The following is an 18114-nucleotide window of genomic DNA, read 5'->3' on the forward strand; positions in this document are numbered from 1 at the left end:
ATTCTATTGAAAATAACGTACTTGACTATTAGGCCCTATGCCATACCAATCAGGATAACCGGATTTATCTAAAACTGCACTATTAAATGTAGAACAAACATACTGACCAGGCAACATGCCATAAGTAATCTTTTCTTTAGCTAAAGACTTGGCGGCATCAATAACATACTGATTGCGACGGAAGCGATTAGAAACATATGCCTGGCGTTTTGAATAGCCTTTTTCAATATTAACTATACCGGTTCCAGTTTCCCAAGTTGAATGCGCCATTTCTGTTTTATTTAACATAATCCCTGTATGAGAAAAAATCCCCCCTTCAAATAAAGCTATGCCCCATCCAATAGCGCTATCTGGTTTAAAAAATACGACATCTCCTCCTTCAAGATTTTGTTCTCCTAAGCTTTGCGTAGGTGTAGCAAGTATCCCTCCCACAGTCTGCCCCAAAGAATGTAAACCGCCTTCCCGTGCTCCCTCGCCAAAATCTCCACCCAGAATCTCAGCAGACACTCCACCGGCAACGATTTCCGCTCCCAGTGGCCAAACACTACCTCCAATATAACCAATTGTCCCGCCAGCAAATCCTGCTAAAGCGCCTAGGCCAACATCACCTCCCAGCATTGCTGAAGCAGCTGCTCCGGCGCCAGCGCCGCCTAAAGCAGAAGCTGCTAATCCAGACCAAAACCCACCTCCCCAGACCGCGCCAACTCCCGCACCTATCCCAAAACCTACTAAACTACTGGCAAACCCTATGCCAAAATTCTGAGCAAAATTGCCACGTTGGCTACTGGCAGCAATTAGGCTATATGTTGCCATCCCTAAAAAAGGATTACCAGTAGCGATACCAACAACAGTACCTACAATAGCAGCGACAAATCCACTGATCTTTTGCCAAAACTTCTTGAACCATCCGTATCCGCTGGGATCCACATAGTTAATGGGATTATTACGGCAATAAGCGTAACGATTCAGATCCTGCGGATCATACGGATGCTGTATTGTCGGATCAGGCGTAATAAATCTGCCAATATACGGGTCGTAATACCTCGCCCCATAATAATACAGACCGAATGAATCAAGTTCTTTGCCGGTGAAGTGGTAGTTGGTGGCGGACTCAACGCTCGTTTGTTTGGCGAACGATCCGTATGGCGTATATTCGTTACGCTCTATTGTCTCTCCGGACTGGTTGGTAATCACATTGCTTGAACCGAGGTGGTCTGAATGGTAATAAATCCTCTGTCCATTTGTGATGGTGCAAATCCTGTTTGAGCCGAGGAAGACGTGGAATTTAACTGCTCTCTCGCCTCCTGTTGTCTCTTCAATCTCATAGGCAGAGCTAAAATAAGTCGTGGTTGAGCCCGCGCTGATCTTCTTTATGCGCTCGGTAGATACGCCATATACGAAGTTAGTGCGGCTGCCTTGCGCATCTGTAATTTCTGTAAGCCGGTTATCGTAATCATATTCCATATTACGGCCTGCGCCGGAGGTCATATTGCCGTTCAAATCGTAAATATAAGAGTATTGCCCTGCTGATGTTACCGCGTGCGGAAGGTTACCGTCGTAGCGCAGCGCGCCGACATCGGACTTGTAGGTCATATTACCGATTGAATCATACCTGTATTCCAAGCTTCGGAATGTCCCCGGGAACTGCGGGTCAGGTATATTCTCCGCTGCCACCAGCCGGTCTAAATCATCGTAGCGGTAGGCGCGGGTTTTATGGTCCGGCAGCATTTCATCGCTAATAGAGGCAACGTTTCCGTTATTATCAAAATCATAAGTGAGTTTTTGGATAAGACGGTCAGGGCTGTAGGTATTGATCTCCTTGAGGCGCAGGTCATCTCCGTAAGCATATCTGGTATGGACTCTGTTCCCAAAATCCACATCATGCATTTTACCCTGGGCATCATAGGTAATGTCGTAGGCGTAAGCGCGCTCCCTGCCCCTTACCATCTCCAGCAGGCCGGAATTACTATCGTAAGTATAACTAAGGGTTTCAGTATCGTCAGGATACTGAACCTCAGTAACCCTGCCCAGGATATCGTAAGCGGTCTTGGTTACATAAGTATGCCCGTCGATAATCTTTCTCGCTTCCTCCGTCCTGCCTTCATTATCATAAAAATATATTGTCTGGTATTCGTTGACATCGGTTACCTTGGTGATCCGGCCGATGCAATTTGAATCGTCTATTTGCGGGTCATCATAGGTATCGTAAAGGTATTCTGCCGCGACTTCGCCGTTGTAAATCTTTTGTCTGAGGCGGTTAAGCTCATCATAGCGCAATTCAATGGCCTGTCCCTTATTATCGGTCTGGAAGCGCAGGTTGCCCATTTTGTCATATTCATAAGAGGTCAACCCTGTATCCGGGTCGTTCAGCGAACTCTTCCTTCCCAAGGAATCATACTTTATGTCTGTCGTATTCCCCTTATTGTCAATCACCCGCACAAGGTTATTCTGCGAGTCAAATTGATATTGGGTGCGGTAATAGCCCCTTCCTGAATCAAAATAAAGCGGCGCCTCCATATTATCGGTGTTTCTGACAAATTCCCTGATCTCCGTAGTGTTGCCGAAGACATCCTTGACCGCGCCCTTTCTGTTGCCTCTGGCATCCTCTGTTTCGACATAAGAAACGGTTTTATAGAACGTCCTTGCTGTGGCGTCCTTGCTTGAACCCGGGAAGTCGGCAGTTACAGAGACCGCCCTTGAGCGCAAGTCATATTCGTATCTGGTATAGGAGATATTGGCCGGCTGCTCATCAAAGTAATGCGGCAGTGACTCTGCCTGCACAAACCCGCGCCGGTTATAATAGGTCTCTGTGGCAATATCCCGCCTGTTGTCGCCGTCCTCTCCGTTTGAAACGGCTTTATATTTACGGCCCAGGCCGTCAAAGTGTTCGGTCGTGACCAGATTAAGCTGGCGGGTGATCTTTGTCTTAAAATCAGGATACTCGTAGGCAGCTACCACTTCCGCGTCTGTATTCAATTCTTCAACAAGCCGCCCCAGAGAATCATAATTTGTGGTAGTCGTATGGCCGTTGGCATCTGTAAGTTGATGCACAGCGCCGAATTCAGGATAATAGGAATAAGATACTGTATGTCCGAGTTCGTTACTTATGCTCTGCGGGAAGGTGTAAAATTCGGTTTCATACGCGGTATCTACCGCCTTGAGGTTGGCGTTTATTGCGCGGATAACGTTACCGTAATCATCGTATTGATATTCTGTGGACGGGCTGTCTTGAGGGTCGGTATTCAACCAGGCGATTTCTTTCTTTAACAGGCCGTCATCATAATACTCAAAGTCCTTACGCGATACTTGGATGCCTTGCTCGTCTTTCAATACTGCATAGTGAACGTTATTAAAACCGACTTCATACGGAGCATTATATACGGTTATGCCTTCTCTTTCATCGCCCGTGGTCTGGCCTTCTATCTCACTGCCTGCCTGTCCTACCTCGCCGTAACTTATCTCCCGCGCTACATTACCCAGTCCATCGTACTCAAATCCGCTCTTTAATGTAATAGACGTGGCCGTATCCTCATATTTTTCATAGGCAGTGGTAAGGACTTCTTTCAGGTGCGGGAAGGCAATGCCGTCTTGCGGCCCTGCCTTTGCCACTTCCCAGGTATTTATAACCTTGCTTACCAGTTTAGGCGTGATAGACCTGCCGTAGTCCTCATAGGCGTAGATCTCCTTGATTTGGCCCTTTAAGGGAACTGTTTCTTCTATCTCACCAAGGTAGAAATACGTCTGTGTATAGTTAAGCGTAACAGGGTCTATTGAAGTTACCTTGCCAAAACCGCGGAATTCGCGCTCAACAGCATCATAGTAACCCTGCTCAAACTTAAATTCCTGTGTATATGAATTTGACCTGTCCACATCAAAACCAACATCCGATCTGTTAGGATAATAATCGCGCTCTATCGTATCGGTGGTAGTCACCTGACGCGTTATATATAAAGGAAACGGCAAGGCCAATTTCTCATCCTGCCTGGTATAGTCATATTCAACGGAGACCAGGCCGCCTTTGCCGTTGTTGACCTCTACCAGAAGATCCGCGGGTCTGCCCGTGCTGGTCCTCACCGACCATCGCTGCAGGCCGGGCCTCTTTTTATCATACAGCGCGGCGTCGGCAATGCCATCACCATTAATATCAAGGGTGGTGGGCGACTGATCCTTTGAGCTGGAATAATTGATCCATACGCCGCTGTCGCCATTGAACGCGCTGCCGGTATTTATCGCCTGATGCCAATCCGAGCCGCCTTCAGGCAGATAACCCACGTCTGTTAAACCATCATTATTAAAATCGGCAACGAAGGCATCTTCCTTAACGGAAAATCCGGAAAGCCAGGTGCCCCTGTCTAAAAACTGCCTGTTATTGGAAAGGGCCACCCTGAATTCACCGCTGGTTTTCTTAAATATACAGATGTCTGCCAGGGAATCGCCGTTAAAATCGCCTACCAAGGGTGTCCATTCCTTGCTTGAGCCAAACCCGCTGATCCACTGCGTAAATCCGGAAAACCCTGAGCCGTTGCCTAACGCAACCCTGGCCTCCCCTGATTCCCAGTTATAAACCCCAAAATCAGTAAAGGCATCTCCGTTAAAATTGCCGGTTAGAGGCGCCCAGTCATTGCCTGCTTCGCTGAATGCAGCCCATTCGCTTGCGCCTGTAAAAGACGACTTGGTAGATGTAGCAATCTTTAATTTGCCGTCCTTATAATTATATACACCTGCATCCCCTACGCCGTCTCCGTTAAAGTCGCCGCCTATGGCAATCCAGTCCTCGCCGCCAAAGCCGGTCAGCCAGTCACTTACATACCTAACCTCGCCTGCCTCTGAAAGCCCGATTTCCCACTTTCCGTCTTCGGGATTATACAGCCCTAAATCGCTAAGCCCGTCGCCGTTAAAGTCGCCGCCTATCGGCCGAATTTTATTATCGGGCTCCACAACGTTAAAATGTATGATATCAGACAAAACAGAACGGCCGTCATCGGTCTCTATCTTAACCTGGATTGTCTCGTTATTACTTACTGCGCTGCCTGCGTTGGTAGTTACGGAGAACTCTGCACCCACAGCAGTTCCTGAAGCAATCTCTGTCCCGTTCTTCAGGATGGTATAAGTCATACTACGGCCCTCGGGGTCGTAGGCATTAATCATAATATCAAAACTCTCATTCACCAGGAATACATAGGGGTCCCTGTTTAAACTCACGCTAACCTCAGGCAGTAGCGAGACATTCAATACCGTAATCTGCACATCCTGGGAAACATCGGCAAAGCCGTCAGAGGCAACAATCGTTACGATATAAACTCCGGCGTCATTATAGGTGGTCTGCCACCTTCCGTCTGATTCAATGGCCGCGCTCTTGCCTTGCTCATTCTGACGAGGAACAAAAGAGTAAACAATGGTATCGCCGGTATCCAAGTCCTCAACTACAGGGCTTATAGTAAACAGCTCGCCCTCATTGGCAGTTAACTCAACGTCCTGTCCGCTGACATTGATACCGTTAATGCTTACGAAGCGCGGAATCCGGTTAACCCTCTCAACGATAATGCGGAAATACTGCTCGTGATAGACCTCTGCGGTAACGCTGTCTACCAACTGCACGCTGACCCGTTCATAAATATAATTCCCGTGCCCGGGAGGCACCCTCCAGGTATTCTCACCTATCATCTCCCAGTCAGTTAAGGGATAACTAAAATTGAACGCATAGTGGTCGCCTTCCCTGGGATTTAAAATCTGCGGGCTAATAGTTATCTCTGTGCCTGCCGAGACCCTAATTTCATCAATAGGGGCAATCAGCGGCGTAGGACTAACCTGTAAAGTTACGTCGTTGCTGTATACAATATTGCCGGCACTATCTTCCGCGATAAACCTGACTGTTTCGCTTCCTAAAAAGTCAGCCGGCTGGCTGAAGCTCACCAGGTTTTCCTGGTTAATCGTAATAACTATCCGATTGTTCCCGCTGAAGGAATACTGCAGGGCATCGCCTTCCGGGTCCTGAAAGTAATCATCCAGATCAAAGGCGTTGGGATAATCTGTACCGATGTCCCATGATATAGGGGCTATCTGACGGATAAGCACAGGCGGGCTGTTATAGATCAAAGTAGGAATAAAACCTGCGCTAAGGCGGTAGTTTAAGCTTGAAGCAGCGCCTATAAACGGCTCGCCTGCGGAATCTAATTGTATTTTATTGTTGAGAGAGCCCTTGCCTGAACCGCCCTCATTGATCGATGAGGACTGGAGCCGGTAATTTAAGCTGGCGGCAACGTCGGCAAGCGCGTCATTAATAGGGCCGAATGCGGCTATATGCAGAAAGATGAGCGCGATCGCTATCGCGCGCCTTGTTAAACTAAATTGTTTTGACCAGAAAAACTCCATATTTAATTCTCTGTTGCCCTCTGGTAATTAAATGTAAGCGCCGGAAAACTCTTGCCGTCGCTGCCGTATTGAGTAACGCTCTTAAGCAATGAGCGGGATGTGTCGTCGCTTAAGACATATTCCAACTCATACCTCCAGATTAACCTTGCGTCCAGCAGGACGCGGATGCGCTTAAGCCGCTTATTTATACTGATCTCCTCCCCGCTGATAAAGCTGGAGGTTACATCAGGCCTGTCTTCGGTCTCAAACTCCACCCTGTGCTTGGGCGCAAAGCCGGCCACGTCGTTACCGGTATATTCAACGCTATTGAGATACGCCTTACCTTTATCCTTTATATAATTAAATCTCACATAATTTGCCTTGGTATCCTTGACCTTGGTTACATACCAGGTAAACGTCCCTCCCGAGCCGTTCTCTTTTGATTCAGGAGTCGCGCCGAATTCCATAACCGTGCCGTTCTTCTCTACGCTGCGCCAGGTATCCGCCTCCTTGTAGAACCTGGTAAAGGTTGACTCTATCTTTGCCTGCCAGACGTTATCGGTCAGATGCACCAGCTGCGTTGAGGAGCTCTGGGTGCGGAATACAAAGGTGTCGCTGTCGTCGTAACGAGCAGGGCCTTTTCGTGTATCCCTGACAATGTATCCCGGCTCAAGCGACCAACCCATGCCTGCCCAGGAATTGGAGCCGGTTGTGCGGTATTGCAGAGTTAAATTCGGCTGCATTCCTTTTCTTCCCGGAGGCACGGTTATAGGTACGGAATGACTGAAAGAGCCGGTAAGCATATCAGGCAGAGGGATCATTGTGCTTGCGCCGACAGGCGTGCTGGGAGGAGTAAGATTTCCTATGATCGCGTAAGTTGAGAAATGGCCTAACTGGAAAGACGCCTTACCGTAAGAGTCAACAACCAGGTTTTGCACGGTCTCCATTACCCTGCTTGACTCATTGTAATAGCGAAGTTCTAACGGTGTGCCCGGCACTTCGTGCTGAACAACTGTTACCGTCAGCGGTTGACTAAACTGCAGCCCATCAGGCAGGAATTTTATAGCTGTCTTTACGGCATATCCGGGCACCTTATCTTCAAATGCCGCCTTATCCAGCAACTGCACCCTCATCTGAGCCCTTTGCTCAGCGCCTAATCGCTCATATGTATCCTGCGGAATATCTATAACTACCTTGCCGTCAAAAAGCTCTACCCTTCTTCCCTCCACCGTCTCCACAGGCTCATCAGGAGGGGGCGACCTGAACAGCTTTATGCCCGAAATCGTATGGTGGGCTTCGGCATTGCCCGCCTTATCCACTGACCAATATTCCAAAATATTATTATCTGATTCGCGGGTGATCTGCGGCTGTCCGTTGGCTGCCACACTAAGAGGGGTGCCTGGATCCACGTTATTTATGATATAGTAGGTATCCCTGACACCGGAGGTGGCGTCTTGCGTGCTAAGAGGTATAGCAAGGGAAACCCCGTAGTAGGCGCGGGAAGCATCAAAATCTGTGCTTGTAACCGGGGCGGCGGTATCCAGGATTATATTCTTAGATACAGCATCAGACCAGGCATCTGACTGTCCGGCCCTATTATCGCTTACCCTCACATATACCGTCTTCACGCCATCGCCGGAAGCCAAGGCCCAGTTCTTTGTCCGCGCAAATGATTCAGGAACAGACCATGAGTCACCATCATTAGAAAATTGTATCTGATCAAGCCCTGTTTGATCATCCCTTGCCTCTATGTTAAGCGTGACTTGTATGCTATTGGTATATTGGGCATCGCTGTTGATACTGAAACCTGTAATTACAGGGACTATTCTGTCAAGAATAGCAAAATACCACTGTATTTTAGATATATTACCGGCGAAGTCGCTGATGGCCAGATCTATACTGTAAAATATAGAAAATCTCAATGGCTCCGCGGGGGCGTAAGAGATGATGTCGCCTTCCACTGCGGGCACAACTACTTCTGTTGACGGTTCGACCCTGTCTAACGGCCCAACAACGCTGAGCGTCATCTCTATGCCGCCGTAATTTACCCCTGAAAGGCCGTCGCCGCACCTCGCGCTAACCGTGGGGGTCTCTTCCAGGAAAGTAACAAGCCAATCCAGAAGGTTTGTTATCTGAGGCGCTGTCTTATCCAGCTTTATGCCCTCTATTATATGATGGGCTTCTTCATTACCCGCGTTATCCACCGACCAGTACTCCAACCTGTTATTAGCGCCTTCTGCGGTAATTACCGGCTGTCCGTCTACCCCTACGGATCTCTGAGGCCCATTGTTGACTTTATAATAAGTATCTGACACTCCTGATGTTGGGTCTGCCGCGGTCAAATCTACGGCTATATCTGCATTATGCCATGGCTGGCTGTCAAAACTTGTGTTTGTTATCGGAGGGGTCGTATCAAATATGATCGTCTGGGTCAGCATCTCTGACCAGTTACCCGCCTTGTCGCTTACCTTAATAGATACGTTCTTCTGGCCGTCTCCGGGATGCAGGCCCCATCGCCAACTCTCTTTAAAGTCGTAATCCGGGCTCCAAGACCTGCCCATATGATTTGAAATCCGCATTTGAGCCAGGGCGCCGCTATCATCATTCGCCGCGATGCTAAGGGTCACCAATCTGTCATTGGTATACTCAGCGCCGTTGTTTATGAGCAGCGACGTAACTACGGGGGGCGCAGTATCAGGTGGCTCATTGGTGCGGAATGTAAGGTCGCCTGACTCCTCGGTATTACCGGCCAGATCAGTTACTACTATCTTAAAATGATAAAGGGTGCCTGGCGTTAAGCCCTCCAGGAGCGCTGAATTGCTGCGGGTGAACGGCCGTCCGTTTGCGGTCTTTCCGTAATCCTGAGTCAATCCGTAATGGACAACTCCACCGGCCGCCTCGGAAGTCGCCCAGTTGATCTCTATATGCGTCTCTCCCTGGTTTGCGAAATAAATCTGCCGTATGTCCGGAGCGGTCTTATCGATCACTACGCCGTCTGAAGGAAGCGACCACCGCGAGCTATAGCTCAATGCCATGATGCTTGATACTATTCTTACGCGGTATCGGTATGAGGACTTTGCTGTCTTGGGCGAGGCGGAATTATAAAATGTATCGTGCGTGTAAGTAAGCGTGCGCCAGACGGCGCCATCTATTGATTCCTGTAATTGATAAAGCGGGTTGCGTGCGGGTATTTCTGTTTCAGGCCTCATCCAGTAAACAACATATGTACCTGAACTGGAATCTATATCAAAGCCGCCTTGCTGCCGCGCCTCCTGAGGCGCGGCAGGGACATAATCTCCGATCGCGTCTTCAATGTCGTCAGCGAAAGCGCTTACACAAGAAGTAAAAAATAAAAGGAAAACAGCTAATAATGCTGTCTTCCTTTGAGTGTCTCTAACCTTAAAAGGCATAGGGTACCTTTCGTTCTCTGACCCTTAACGCTAGTATACCTTAAGAATCGTGTTTTGTCAATGGTTGAACGTATTCCAGGTCATTATTCCCACCGAGCAAAGGGCTGAAACGATCACCGAAGCCAGCAGCACGCCGCCGATAATGGCGGGGAATGCGTATCTGAAGCGGATTTTGAATAATGAAGCGGCGATCGCGCCTGTCCAGGCGCCGGTCATAGGCAAAGGTATGCCGACAAAGATCATAAGGCCAAGCGCCTCATAACGCTGAATAATATCGCCCTTTCTCTTTGCCCTTTCAAAAAGCCAGTCAAAAAACCGGTTGAAACCCGGCAGGTGCCTGAGCCGCTCTGACACCGGCTTAAGGAACACCAGCAGCGGCACAACCGGGATCAAGTTGCCTATGATGGAAAGGAAAATTACCCTGCCTAATGGCAGGCCTAAATAAAGGCCCCAGGGAATTGAACCCCTCAGTTCTAATATCGGTAAAGACGCGGCGGCTATAACAGAGGATTCCTTCGGCAGCCCCTGAAGCCAATGTATCAGGCTATTCACAACTATAACTCCCTTGAAGCGGCACGAATACGCATCCGCAGATTTTCTCTTCCCTGGCCCCCTCTTTCTCTTTATCAACAGCTGTCAACACCTGGCTATACCGCTCTCCTATAGGTATGAGCAGCCGTCCGCCGGCCTTCAACTGTTCAATAAGCGGCTTCGGCACCTCGGTTGCCGCGGCAGTTACTATTATCTTGTCGTAAGGAGCAAACTCCCGCCAGCCATCGGTGCCGTCTCCCACCCTGACCTTGATATTTTTATAGCCCAGTCCATCAAAGATCTCTTTCGCCCGCCCGGACAGAGAATCATATTTCTCAACGGTGTAGACATCTTTTGCCAGTTCCGCGAGGAACACCGTCTGATAACCGGAGCCGGTGCCAATCTCCAACACCTTATCCGTCTCCCGCAAACGCAAACTCTCTGTCATAAGAGCGACTATATAGGGTTGAGAAATGGTCTGGCCCTCGCCTATTGCCAGGGGGAAATCCCCGTAGGCGCTTGAACGCAGGCCTTCAGGCACAAACTTGTGGCGCTCCACCCTGCCGAAAAGCTCAAGCACCTTTCTGTCGCTTATGCCCCTCCGCATAAGCTGCTCCTCAACCATCCGCTTACGCGAAAGCGCGTAATCCATCACCGGAATAGTTCGCTGAATAAAAACCTGAAGAACCGAAGGGTATCCACAAAGGGGTTTATCTGGCTTTTTCTGTTGAAATAAAGCGTCTTGATGGGGATCGACCGGATCCTGTAACCCATTCTTGACGCCCGGATCAGGATCTCGGATTCTGTCTCATATTTTGAAGTGCCCAGCTTGACATTCTTCAGGACACCGGGGATAAACAGGCGGAACCCGCATTGGCTATCGGGTATTCTCTGCCCTGTCAAGCCTGAGATGCCCCAGGACATCAATTTATTGGTCATATAGCGAAGCGGCGGCATAGCCGACGCGTCGCTCATCCTGTTGCCGATTATGATCTCCGCCCCGTTCTTTTCCGCCTCGTCAATAAACTTATCAATGTCATTCGCGCAGTGCTGTCCGTCTCCGTCCATGGTGATCACCGCGTCAAAACCCCCTGACAAGGCGTTATCAAACCCTATTTTCAAGGAAGCGCCCTTGCCCAGGTTGCGCGCGTTACGGACAACCTTCGCGCCGGCATTCTCCGCGGCTTCCGATGTCTTATCCTCTGAGCCGTCGTCGATCACCAATACATCCAATTCCTTCGCGCGAAGCTCAGAAACCAGGCCGCCTATATTCTCCTCTTCGTTAAGGGTCGGTATTATTACGCAGGCCTTCATCTTAGATCCAGAATTGACGGAACATAAACCACTGCTCGGGATAACGCCTGATATAACCCTCAATAATACGCAGGCACCTCTTTGCTAATTCTACCACGTCTTTTTCTTCATTGCCTGTGGCAACCGGCAGGATCGGCTCCTCAAACCTCAGATTGAATTTGCCGTCCTTCTGGACGGTGATAAATCCCGGGATTATGGGCGTGTTGGCCTTAAAGGCGAGCATCGCCGGCCCTCTAGGTATGATAGCAGTCCTGCCGAAGAAATCAAGCCGGAATCCTCCCCGCGTAAAATCCCTGTCGCCTACCAGCGCCACCACCTTGCGCTCTTTAAGCGCCTTGAGGCATTTCTTTACGGCGCCGCCCAAAGGCACTATTTCAACCCCTGTATGCCCGCGCTGCTTATTGAAAAATTCATCTATCCGCTTATTCTTATGGACCATTGCCACGGCTACCACGGGATAGCCGCGAAGCGCGGTAACTGCCGCGGCAAGCTCCCAATTGCCGATATGAGCGGTAGTCGCTATTACCCCGCCGTATTTCTTAAGAGATTCGGATATATACTCCATATTCTCCATCACCACGTGCTTCTTAATAAATTTATCGTCAATTAACGCGAACTTAAAGAATACCGCCAGGTACCTGCCGAAATTCCTGAACATCTTCCAGGAAATAAGCAGTATCTCTCCGCGGCTTTTCTCCGGGAATATGGCCCGAAAGTTAGCTATCACAGCCCTTCTGTCTTTTCCGGCAATAATGAATTGGATAGTACAGACCAGATCGGCAAGGGTGTAGGAAAGCCGCAGCGGCAGGCATACCGCGATAAAATGTCCTAATCTGTAAATGAGGTAATTGACCACGTCAGGTATTCTTACAAAGCCCTAAGAGAAGCCTGGCAATATCTTCTGAAGAGTTCGGCTTGCCGATAGAACGGGCGCTGGCAGACATAGCGCTTAATCTTGAGGGGCCGGCCAACAATCCACTGATACATCCGGCAAGCTCGTCTATATCGTCGATCTTTATCGCCACGCCGTTATCAAGCAAATACTGCGTATTGCTTTCTTCCTGCCCGGGTATGGGTTTGACAATAACCATCGGCAGGCCCTTGGCGAGCGCCTCCGCGGTAGTTATGCCTCCGGGCTTAGTAATTACCAGTTCTGAAATATCCATCAACTGTTCTATGTTGTCGGCAAAACCCAGGATCACTACCTTATTCTTGAACTTATCACTTTTTCCGCTTAATTTCTCATAAAGTTTCTTATTCGAGCCGCATATTACAACCATTTGCACAGGCCGCTCTAATTTATCCAGGACCTTTATGATCCCGCCTATGGGGCCCAACCCCTGCCCGCCGCCCATGATCAGCACAATGGGGATCTCCGGCTCAAGCCCCAGCCGGCCTTTTATCTCTTCTTTATTATTCTGCGGCCGGCTGAATTTCGGCTCGATCGGTATGCCCAACACCTTTATTTTCTCTTCTTTAACGCCTTTTTTTATAAGCTGCCGGCTGATATTTCCGGAAGGCACGACATAATAATCAACATTTTCATAGACCCAGTATGAGTGCGCGGTATAATCGGTTACGATCCCTACCAGCGGAAGTTCGGTATTATACGCCTGCTTAAAATAAGCCGCCATTCCGCAGGGGAATGCCTGGGAGCAGGCGACTGCCTGCGGCTGGAACTTATCAAACAGGGCCTTAAGCTTGGGCGCGTTGAAACGGTGTATCATTTCCTTGATATTGCGGGTCTTCTCCACAACGGCCGGGTTATCGTAAAGATACTCCCAGATCTTCGGCGTGCGCTTTATCACGCCCAGATATAATTTATTTATGATCTTCTCTGAGATCGGGTTGGTGTAATTGAAGGCGTTTATATTGAGGACCTCTGCCCGCGGGTCAATATTCTTTATTGACTTCTCCACCGCTACAGTCGCCTGCTTGTGGCCGGAGACCTCGGAAATATACATCAGCAGAATTCTCTTAGACATCGCTGGTTAGACCTTGCCCTTTTGATATGCCTGGAAGAATGCCTCTACTACCCGCGGGTTGAACTGCCTGCCGCTTTGGCTGCGTAACTCCTCAAACGCCGTCTCCCTGGACAGCGCCTTCCTGTACGGCCTGTCGGTAGTCATGGCGTCAAAGGAGTCCGCGACGGAGATTATGGCGGCGATAAGAGGTATCCCCTCGCCCTTAAGGCCTTCCGGATAGCCGGAACCGTCGTATCTCTCATGATGGTATTTCACGCCTGCCAGCGCCTCTTCAAGCTCCTTTATCGGCTGCAGTATGTTGACGCCGATCAAGGTGTGCTCCTCTATCCTCTTTCGCTCAACGGCATCTAACGGGCCTTCTTTATTCAGGATCGATTCGGGGACGCCTATTTTGCCGATATCGTGCAGTAAGCTGGCAATATGCAGGTTTTCCAGAAACTTGTTGTTGATCTTATTCTTTTTCAGGAAGGACATCTCTTCCGCGATGGCGATGCTTAATCCTGTTACGCGCGAGGTATGTCCGTGGGTGTAGTGGTCTTTGGCGTCAATGGCGGCGGCAAGGGCGACCGTAGTATGTATGAACAATTTGTGCTTCTTATCAAGTTCGTGCTGAAGCTCATCAAACAACTGGGCATTCCTGATAGCCATTGCCACATTAGACGCGAGGGCGACTATAAATGCCAGTTCGTCTTTCGCGAAATCGCCTCCCGACTTTTTTCTCCCCAGAAGCAGTATCCCCAGCAGATCGTTCTGGTAGTAACTGGGTATCGCCGCTATCGTGTCAAATATGTCCAGCTGGTATTTTGCCTTTTCCAGCAAAGCGAGGGTGTTCTTGTTGACCTTATTTTCACGGAGCTTTTTATCTATATCCCGCAGAGTTACTACCTCGCGCCCGAATATATCTTTATTTTTGCGGTCGCTGAATATCTTGATAAGCGCGCTGTCCTTATCTATCCTGGCAAAGCCGGCAGGGATCTTAAAACCCTTTTCGCCCCGGGAGACGGTAAGCACATAGGTATCCTTGTCTTTCCTATGCAGCAGTATTCCCGCGTGCACTACCCCTACCTTGCCGACCATTGTCCTGACGATAAGCTTCGTCAGCGTATCCGGATTATGCACCAGGATCATCGTCTTCGCTGAATTCTCTAACTCTTTCTTATAATCGATCATAGCACTTCATTTTACTATAATATTCGCCGCCACGCAATTATAAATATCTGCTCACCACCTGCGCCCTATGCCGGCGGTTATAGCCGCTTCCTTTTCTGATTTGAGCAACTTAAGGAATGCCTGGCCGTCGGCTCCCCATATATCGTTTGAAAGCGTCAGGTCCATCTCCGGGCCTTTGCCAAGCCCGTGCTTAAGCCCGAATGTGATCGCGCCTGTTTCACGCTTGACAGTCCATTTACCGTATAAAACTACCGTCCGCTTAACCGGCTTAAACCCCACACCCACCTCATACTTTATTGAATCCCTGTTCAATCTGCCCATATCCGCGCGGAGTTCAAAACCGGAATCATCGCTCAAAGAATACGATAAAGCATACGGCCCCTTGATATCCCAACGGCCCCTGAAGGTCAAAGTCGACTTTCCCTTACCCCGCCTCTTTTTATAACAGTATATCAGGTTATGTTTCTTATCCAGTTCCCAGACGCCTTCAAGGGTCAAGGTGTCATATTTGGCCGCTTCCTTCTTCACTCTGAACGTAAGCTGATTGTGTTTATTCGCCTGCCAACTGCCATCCAGCTTAAGAATATTTGTGGATACGCTGTCCTTGCTTCTGGTGGTTACGGCGAACAGAAGAGTATGCGCCTCAACGTGGGCTATCTCACCTTGCAGGGTAAGTTCATCGCCCAAGGTCTGCCTGTGCCAGTTATCAAGGGTAAGTTTTAAGTTGTGCTCTTTGGTCAACGACCAATCACCCCTTAACTTCACTTGATGAGGCGCGTCAGGGCCTTGCCTGTCCGGAGCCTTTACGTGGTATATCAGGGAATTTTTGGGGCCGATCTTGAATTTGCCATCCAGGACCTTGCGGAAGCGCTGCACGCGGGATTTCCTGCCGGTCTCCCCTATAATCAGCCGGTTATAGGGGTCAACTTCATAGCGAACCTTGTGCAAAGTCATCCTAAATTAATTCGCTTAATCTTTATAATCTTACATAGGCGCATTAAGGTATATAAAGTAATATTTTTCCTGCCCTCTTCAATACGCGAAATATCCGGCTGCTTCATGCCTGCTATCTGCGCCAATTGCCTCTGGCTCAAGCCCATTTCAAGGCGCGCCTCTTTAAGCATCATTCCGACTTTCCGGTATAAGTCAGGCATCCTGCCCGGTGATTTCTTTTGTGTATGGCGGTATTTTTCAATAAGTTGTTCATATATTGTCTCCCACCAGTCGCGAAAATCCGACTGCCGGCTCATTTTAACCCAATGAGAACGGATCTTAGGCCAGGCGCGGATAAATTCTTTCTGCGCCACAACAGAAAACAGCTCCCTGGGACTGTCGCAGCGGGAAAGCAGGGCAACCATCCGCCTGGCATAATCAGGGTGATTCGGATCTCTTAAAACCTTTTTGACCCCCCTCAAGGATTTGCGGTTTAAATCCCAGAAATATTTTGAAATATTCATTCCATTACCTCGCGTATGAACTTCTTTATTTCATCTTCAAGATAAAAAATCATCGCTTTTGAATTAAATTTCTTGTCATAAATATCCATATCAAGAAGCGCCAGCTGAAGCTCCTGCCGGGAAAACGTCCGATACCAATGCACCATCCCCCTCTGCCACAGAGAAGGAACGCCTTTTAAGAATCTGTGCAAAGGCAGGATCTTTTGCGAAAGCATATATAAGTCAAATACATCGCGCGCCGCTTTACGGCCCTCCATTATCTCCCTGCCAACTTCATCCGCTTCCGGGCGCATGCCTGCGATAGCGCCGATCTTCTGTAGATATATGCTCTTTGCGCTGTATACCCGCACGCCTTCAAACCTCTCAATATCCGGCTTGTCAAAAAGCACATCCTCAACAAAATCTATCTTCAAATATCTCCTGGAGCCCTTGATCGGAACCGCGTAAAAGCGCACCCTGGCCTTATTTGGAGAAACGAATTCCGATTCCTGCTTTATGCGCCGGCCGATATTTTTCTGAAGCGCGGCGATAATACTGCCTATTTCTCCTTTAGCGAATTTCGGCGAAAAAAAGTCCAAATCAGCGGAAAAGCGATGGTGCAGATAATACAGCTCAAGCGCGGTCCCCCCTGCCAGGGCAAAATCCTTCGCCTTACCGGCAAATACCTTTAGAACGTCTTTCTGCGCCTTCCTTATCGCCCTGTCCATACTGCCCCTCCAATATGCCAATAGGTTATAATCTATCTACATATAGAATATAACCTATATTATCCTATTTGTCAAGTATTTTTGAGTGGAGTTGCGGCCTTGCGGCCGGGGACGAGATGCGGAGAAGCTTACCACTCTATTCCAAGATACCTACGCATTAGCAAAAAAACAATTATAAAGATAATTATGGAGATTATGCTAACTGCCAGGGATGTCTTACTTTTCATGAGTTCAAACCTTCTCTTATAATAAAATGCCAACCCAAAGAAAAAGAAGGGGAAGGCTAAAATAGACAGCCAAATTGCATACGGATAATCCACCAATATAGCAAAAGGAATGTGTAAGAAACCACTAACGAATGTATACTCTGCACCTATCTTAAATACATAGCTGATGTCTCCTTAAAAGCCAGCCACAGCAATATAAAAACAATGATTTGACCCCACCAGCAATATCCTATAACGTCATAGAATTCTTCGCCCGTTCGATTCATATCTTTCTCCTTTTAGTTCAATAACCGCATATTTGTACTCTTTTAATATCCTCCATTACAAAGAATGGGATTACTTCTGCAGGGATCATAGAAGGAATTATCGGGGAGCGGACTATACAACCAATCATTAGGGGACGGGGACGGTTCTCCTTGCTGTTATTTATTATACCGCAATAAGTTCTGAGTGCTCAATTATTCTTCTTGCCTTTAGGGTCTTTTCTGTCATCTCTTCTATTATTATGTCTCTGTAAATAAGCTGTCTTCTCTCCTGGCTGCTTGCTAAATTGTGGTATAAGGGATCGCCTTGAATTAAAATATCCTTTGCTCCATAGGCATAATGGAGATAGCTGGAAAACCGATATTCTTCAGGCCCCTTGACTATACCTGCCCTGACAGGATTGAGTTCTATGTACTTGCCGCATTGAATAAGGTATTCCTCATTGTCTATAGTCTTTGCCTTGAACCTGTCCTGCCAGAGATGGCCGCAGTAGGCATACTTTCTTCTGTAATAGTAGACGTACCTCAGGTTTACCCGCTTCATGAACCTGGAAAGGTTGCTTGCTTCGTTTACTTCCAGTATCAGGTGTATATGATTGCTCATCAGGCAATCTGATATGAATTTTTTGATATGTGATGGCAAACTTTGCGATGGATGAAAAGTACCTGTTAGACCCGATCCCCCGCTAGGTTCAATAC

General features: G+C 48.5%; 12 protein-coding genes. All 12 read right to left on the reverse strand.

Features of this window, described 5'->3' with window-relative positions:
* Nucleotides 1-3: 3 nt before the first annotated feature.
* Nucleotides 4-6372 carry a toxin TcdB middle/N-terminal domain-containing protein gene (locus PHR44_05770; GenBank protein ID MDD4910169.1) on the reverse strand — a complete coding sequence of 2123 codons (6369 nt, stop codon included), beginning with the start codon at nucleotides 6370-6372 and terminating at the stop codon, nucleotides 4-6.
* A gap of 2 nt (nucleotides 6373-6374) precedes the next feature.
* A complete protein-coding gene (locus PHR44_05775) occupies nucleotides 6375-9761 on the reverse strand; it encodes a SpvB/TcaC N-terminal domain-containing protein (GenBank protein MDD4910170.1) in 3387 nt (1128 codons plus the stop codon).
* 57 nt (nucleotides 9762-9818) lie between these two features.
* The gene (locus PHR44_05780; GenBank protein ID MDD4910171.1) at nucleotides 9819-10313 is read right to left on the reverse strand and encodes a small multi-drug export protein; all 495 of its coding nucleotides are present in this window, start codon (nucleotides 10311-10313) and stop codon (nucleotides 9819-9821) included.
* Nucleotides 10306-10944: a protein-L-isoaspartate(D-aspartate) O-methyltransferase gene (locus tag PHR44_05785; protein MDD4910172.1), complete on the reverse strand. Its 639-nt coding sequence runs from the start codon at nucleotides 10942-10944 to the stop codon at nucleotides 10306-10308. The genes PHR44_05780 and PHR44_05785 overlap by 8 nt, the downstream gene beginning before the upstream one ends.
* On the reverse strand, nucleotides 10944-11606 hold the full coding sequence (locus PHR44_05790; protein MDD4910173.1) for a glycosyltransferase family 2 protein: 663 nt from the start codon (nucleotides 11604-11606) through the stop codon (nucleotides 10944-10946). Before PHR44_05790 ends, PHR44_05785 begins: the two co-directional genes overlap by 1 nt.
* Nucleotide 11607: 1 nt before the next feature.
* Nucleotides 11608-12462 carry a lysophospholipid acyltransferase family protein gene (locus tag PHR44_05795; GenBank protein ID MDD4910174.1) on the reverse strand — a complete coding sequence of 285 codons (855 nt, stop codon included), beginning with the start codon at nucleotides 12460-12462 and terminating at the stop codon, nucleotides 11608-11610.
* 1 nt (nucleotide 12463) lies between these two features.
* Nucleotides 12464-13591 carry a glycosyltransferase gene (locus PHR44_05800; GenBank protein MDD4910175.1) on the reverse strand — a complete coding sequence of 376 codons (1128 nt, stop codon included), beginning with the start codon at nucleotides 13589-13591 and terminating at the stop codon, nucleotides 12464-12466.
* A gap of 6 nt (nucleotides 13592-13597) precedes the next feature.
* On the reverse strand, nucleotides 13598-14761 hold the full coding sequence (locus PHR44_05805; protein ID MDD4910176.1) for an HD-GYP domain-containing protein: 1164 nt from the start codon (nucleotides 14759-14761) through the stop codon (nucleotides 13598-13600).
* Nucleotides 14762-14812: 51 nt separating this feature from the next.
* On the reverse strand, nucleotides 14813-15715 hold the full coding sequence (locus tag PHR44_05810; GenBank protein MDD4910177.1) for a hypothetical protein: 903 nt from the start codon (nucleotides 15713-15715) through the stop codon (nucleotides 14813-14815).
* Nucleotides 15712-16218, reverse strand: a complete 507-nt coding sequence (locus tag PHR44_05815) for a helix-turn-helix transcriptional regulator (protein MDD4910178.1) — start codon at nucleotides 16216-16218, stop codon at nucleotides 15712-15714. Before PHR44_05815 ends, PHR44_05810 begins: the two co-directional genes overlap by 4 nt.
* On the reverse strand, nucleotides 16215-16925 hold the full coding sequence (locus tag PHR44_05820) for a nucleotidyl transferase AbiEii/AbiGii toxin family protein (GenBank protein ID MDD4910179.1): 711 nt from the start codon (nucleotides 16923-16925) through the stop codon (nucleotides 16215-16217). Before PHR44_05820 ends, PHR44_05815 begins: the two co-directional genes overlap by 4 nt.
* A 656-nt stretch (nucleotides 16926-17581) precedes the next feature.
* Entirely contained in the window at nucleotides 17582-18058 is a 477-nt protein-coding gene (locus PHR44_05825; protein MDD4910180.1) for a transposase, read from the reverse strand.
* Between the last annotated feature and the right edge of the window lie 56 nt (nucleotides 18059-18114).

It is taken from the genome of Candidatus Omnitrophota bacterium (assembly GCA_028707125.1).
Classification (GTDB): Bacteria; Omnitrophota; Gorgyraeia; order Gygaellales; family JAQTUX01; genus JAQTUX01.

Excerpts from the sequence above, each read along its gene's own strand:
- PHR44_05810 (MDD4910177.1), bottom strand. The coding sequence starts at position 15,715 with ATGACTTTGCACAAGGTTCGCTATGAAGTTGACCCCTATAACCGGCTG.
- PHR44_05785 (MDD4910172.1), bottom strand. The coding sequence starts at position 10,944 with ATGGATTACGCGCTTTCGCGTAAGCGGATGGTTGAGGAGCAGCTTATG.
- PHR44_05820 (MDD4910179.1), bottom strand. The coding sequence starts at position 16,925 with ATGGACAGGGCGATAAGGAAGGCGCAGAAAGACGTTCTAAAGGTATTT.
- PHR44_05775 (MDD4910170.1), bottom strand. The coding sequence starts at position 9,761 with ATGCCTTTTAAGGTTAGAGACACTCAAAGGAAGACAGCATTATTAGCT.
- PHR44_05790 (MDD4910173.1), bottom strand. The coding sequence starts at position 11,606 with ATGAAGGCCTGCGTAATAATACCGACCCTTAACGAAGAGGAGAATATA.
- PHR44_05815 (MDD4910178.1), bottom strand. The coding sequence starts at position 16,218 with ATGAATATTTCAAAATATTTCTGGGATTTAAACCGCAAATCCTTGAGG.
- PHR44_05800 (MDD4910175.1), bottom strand. The coding sequence starts at position 13,591 with ATGTCTAAGAGAATTCTGCTGATGTATATTTCCGAGGTCTCCGGCCAC.
- PHR44_05770 (MDD4910169.1), bottom strand. The coding sequence starts at position 6,372 with ATGGAGTTTTTCTGGTCAAAACAATTTAGTTTAACAAGGCGCGCGATA.
- PHR44_05805 (MDD4910176.1), bottom strand. The coding sequence starts at position 14,761 with ATGATCGATTATAAGAAAGAGTTAGAGAATTCAGCGAAGACGATGATC.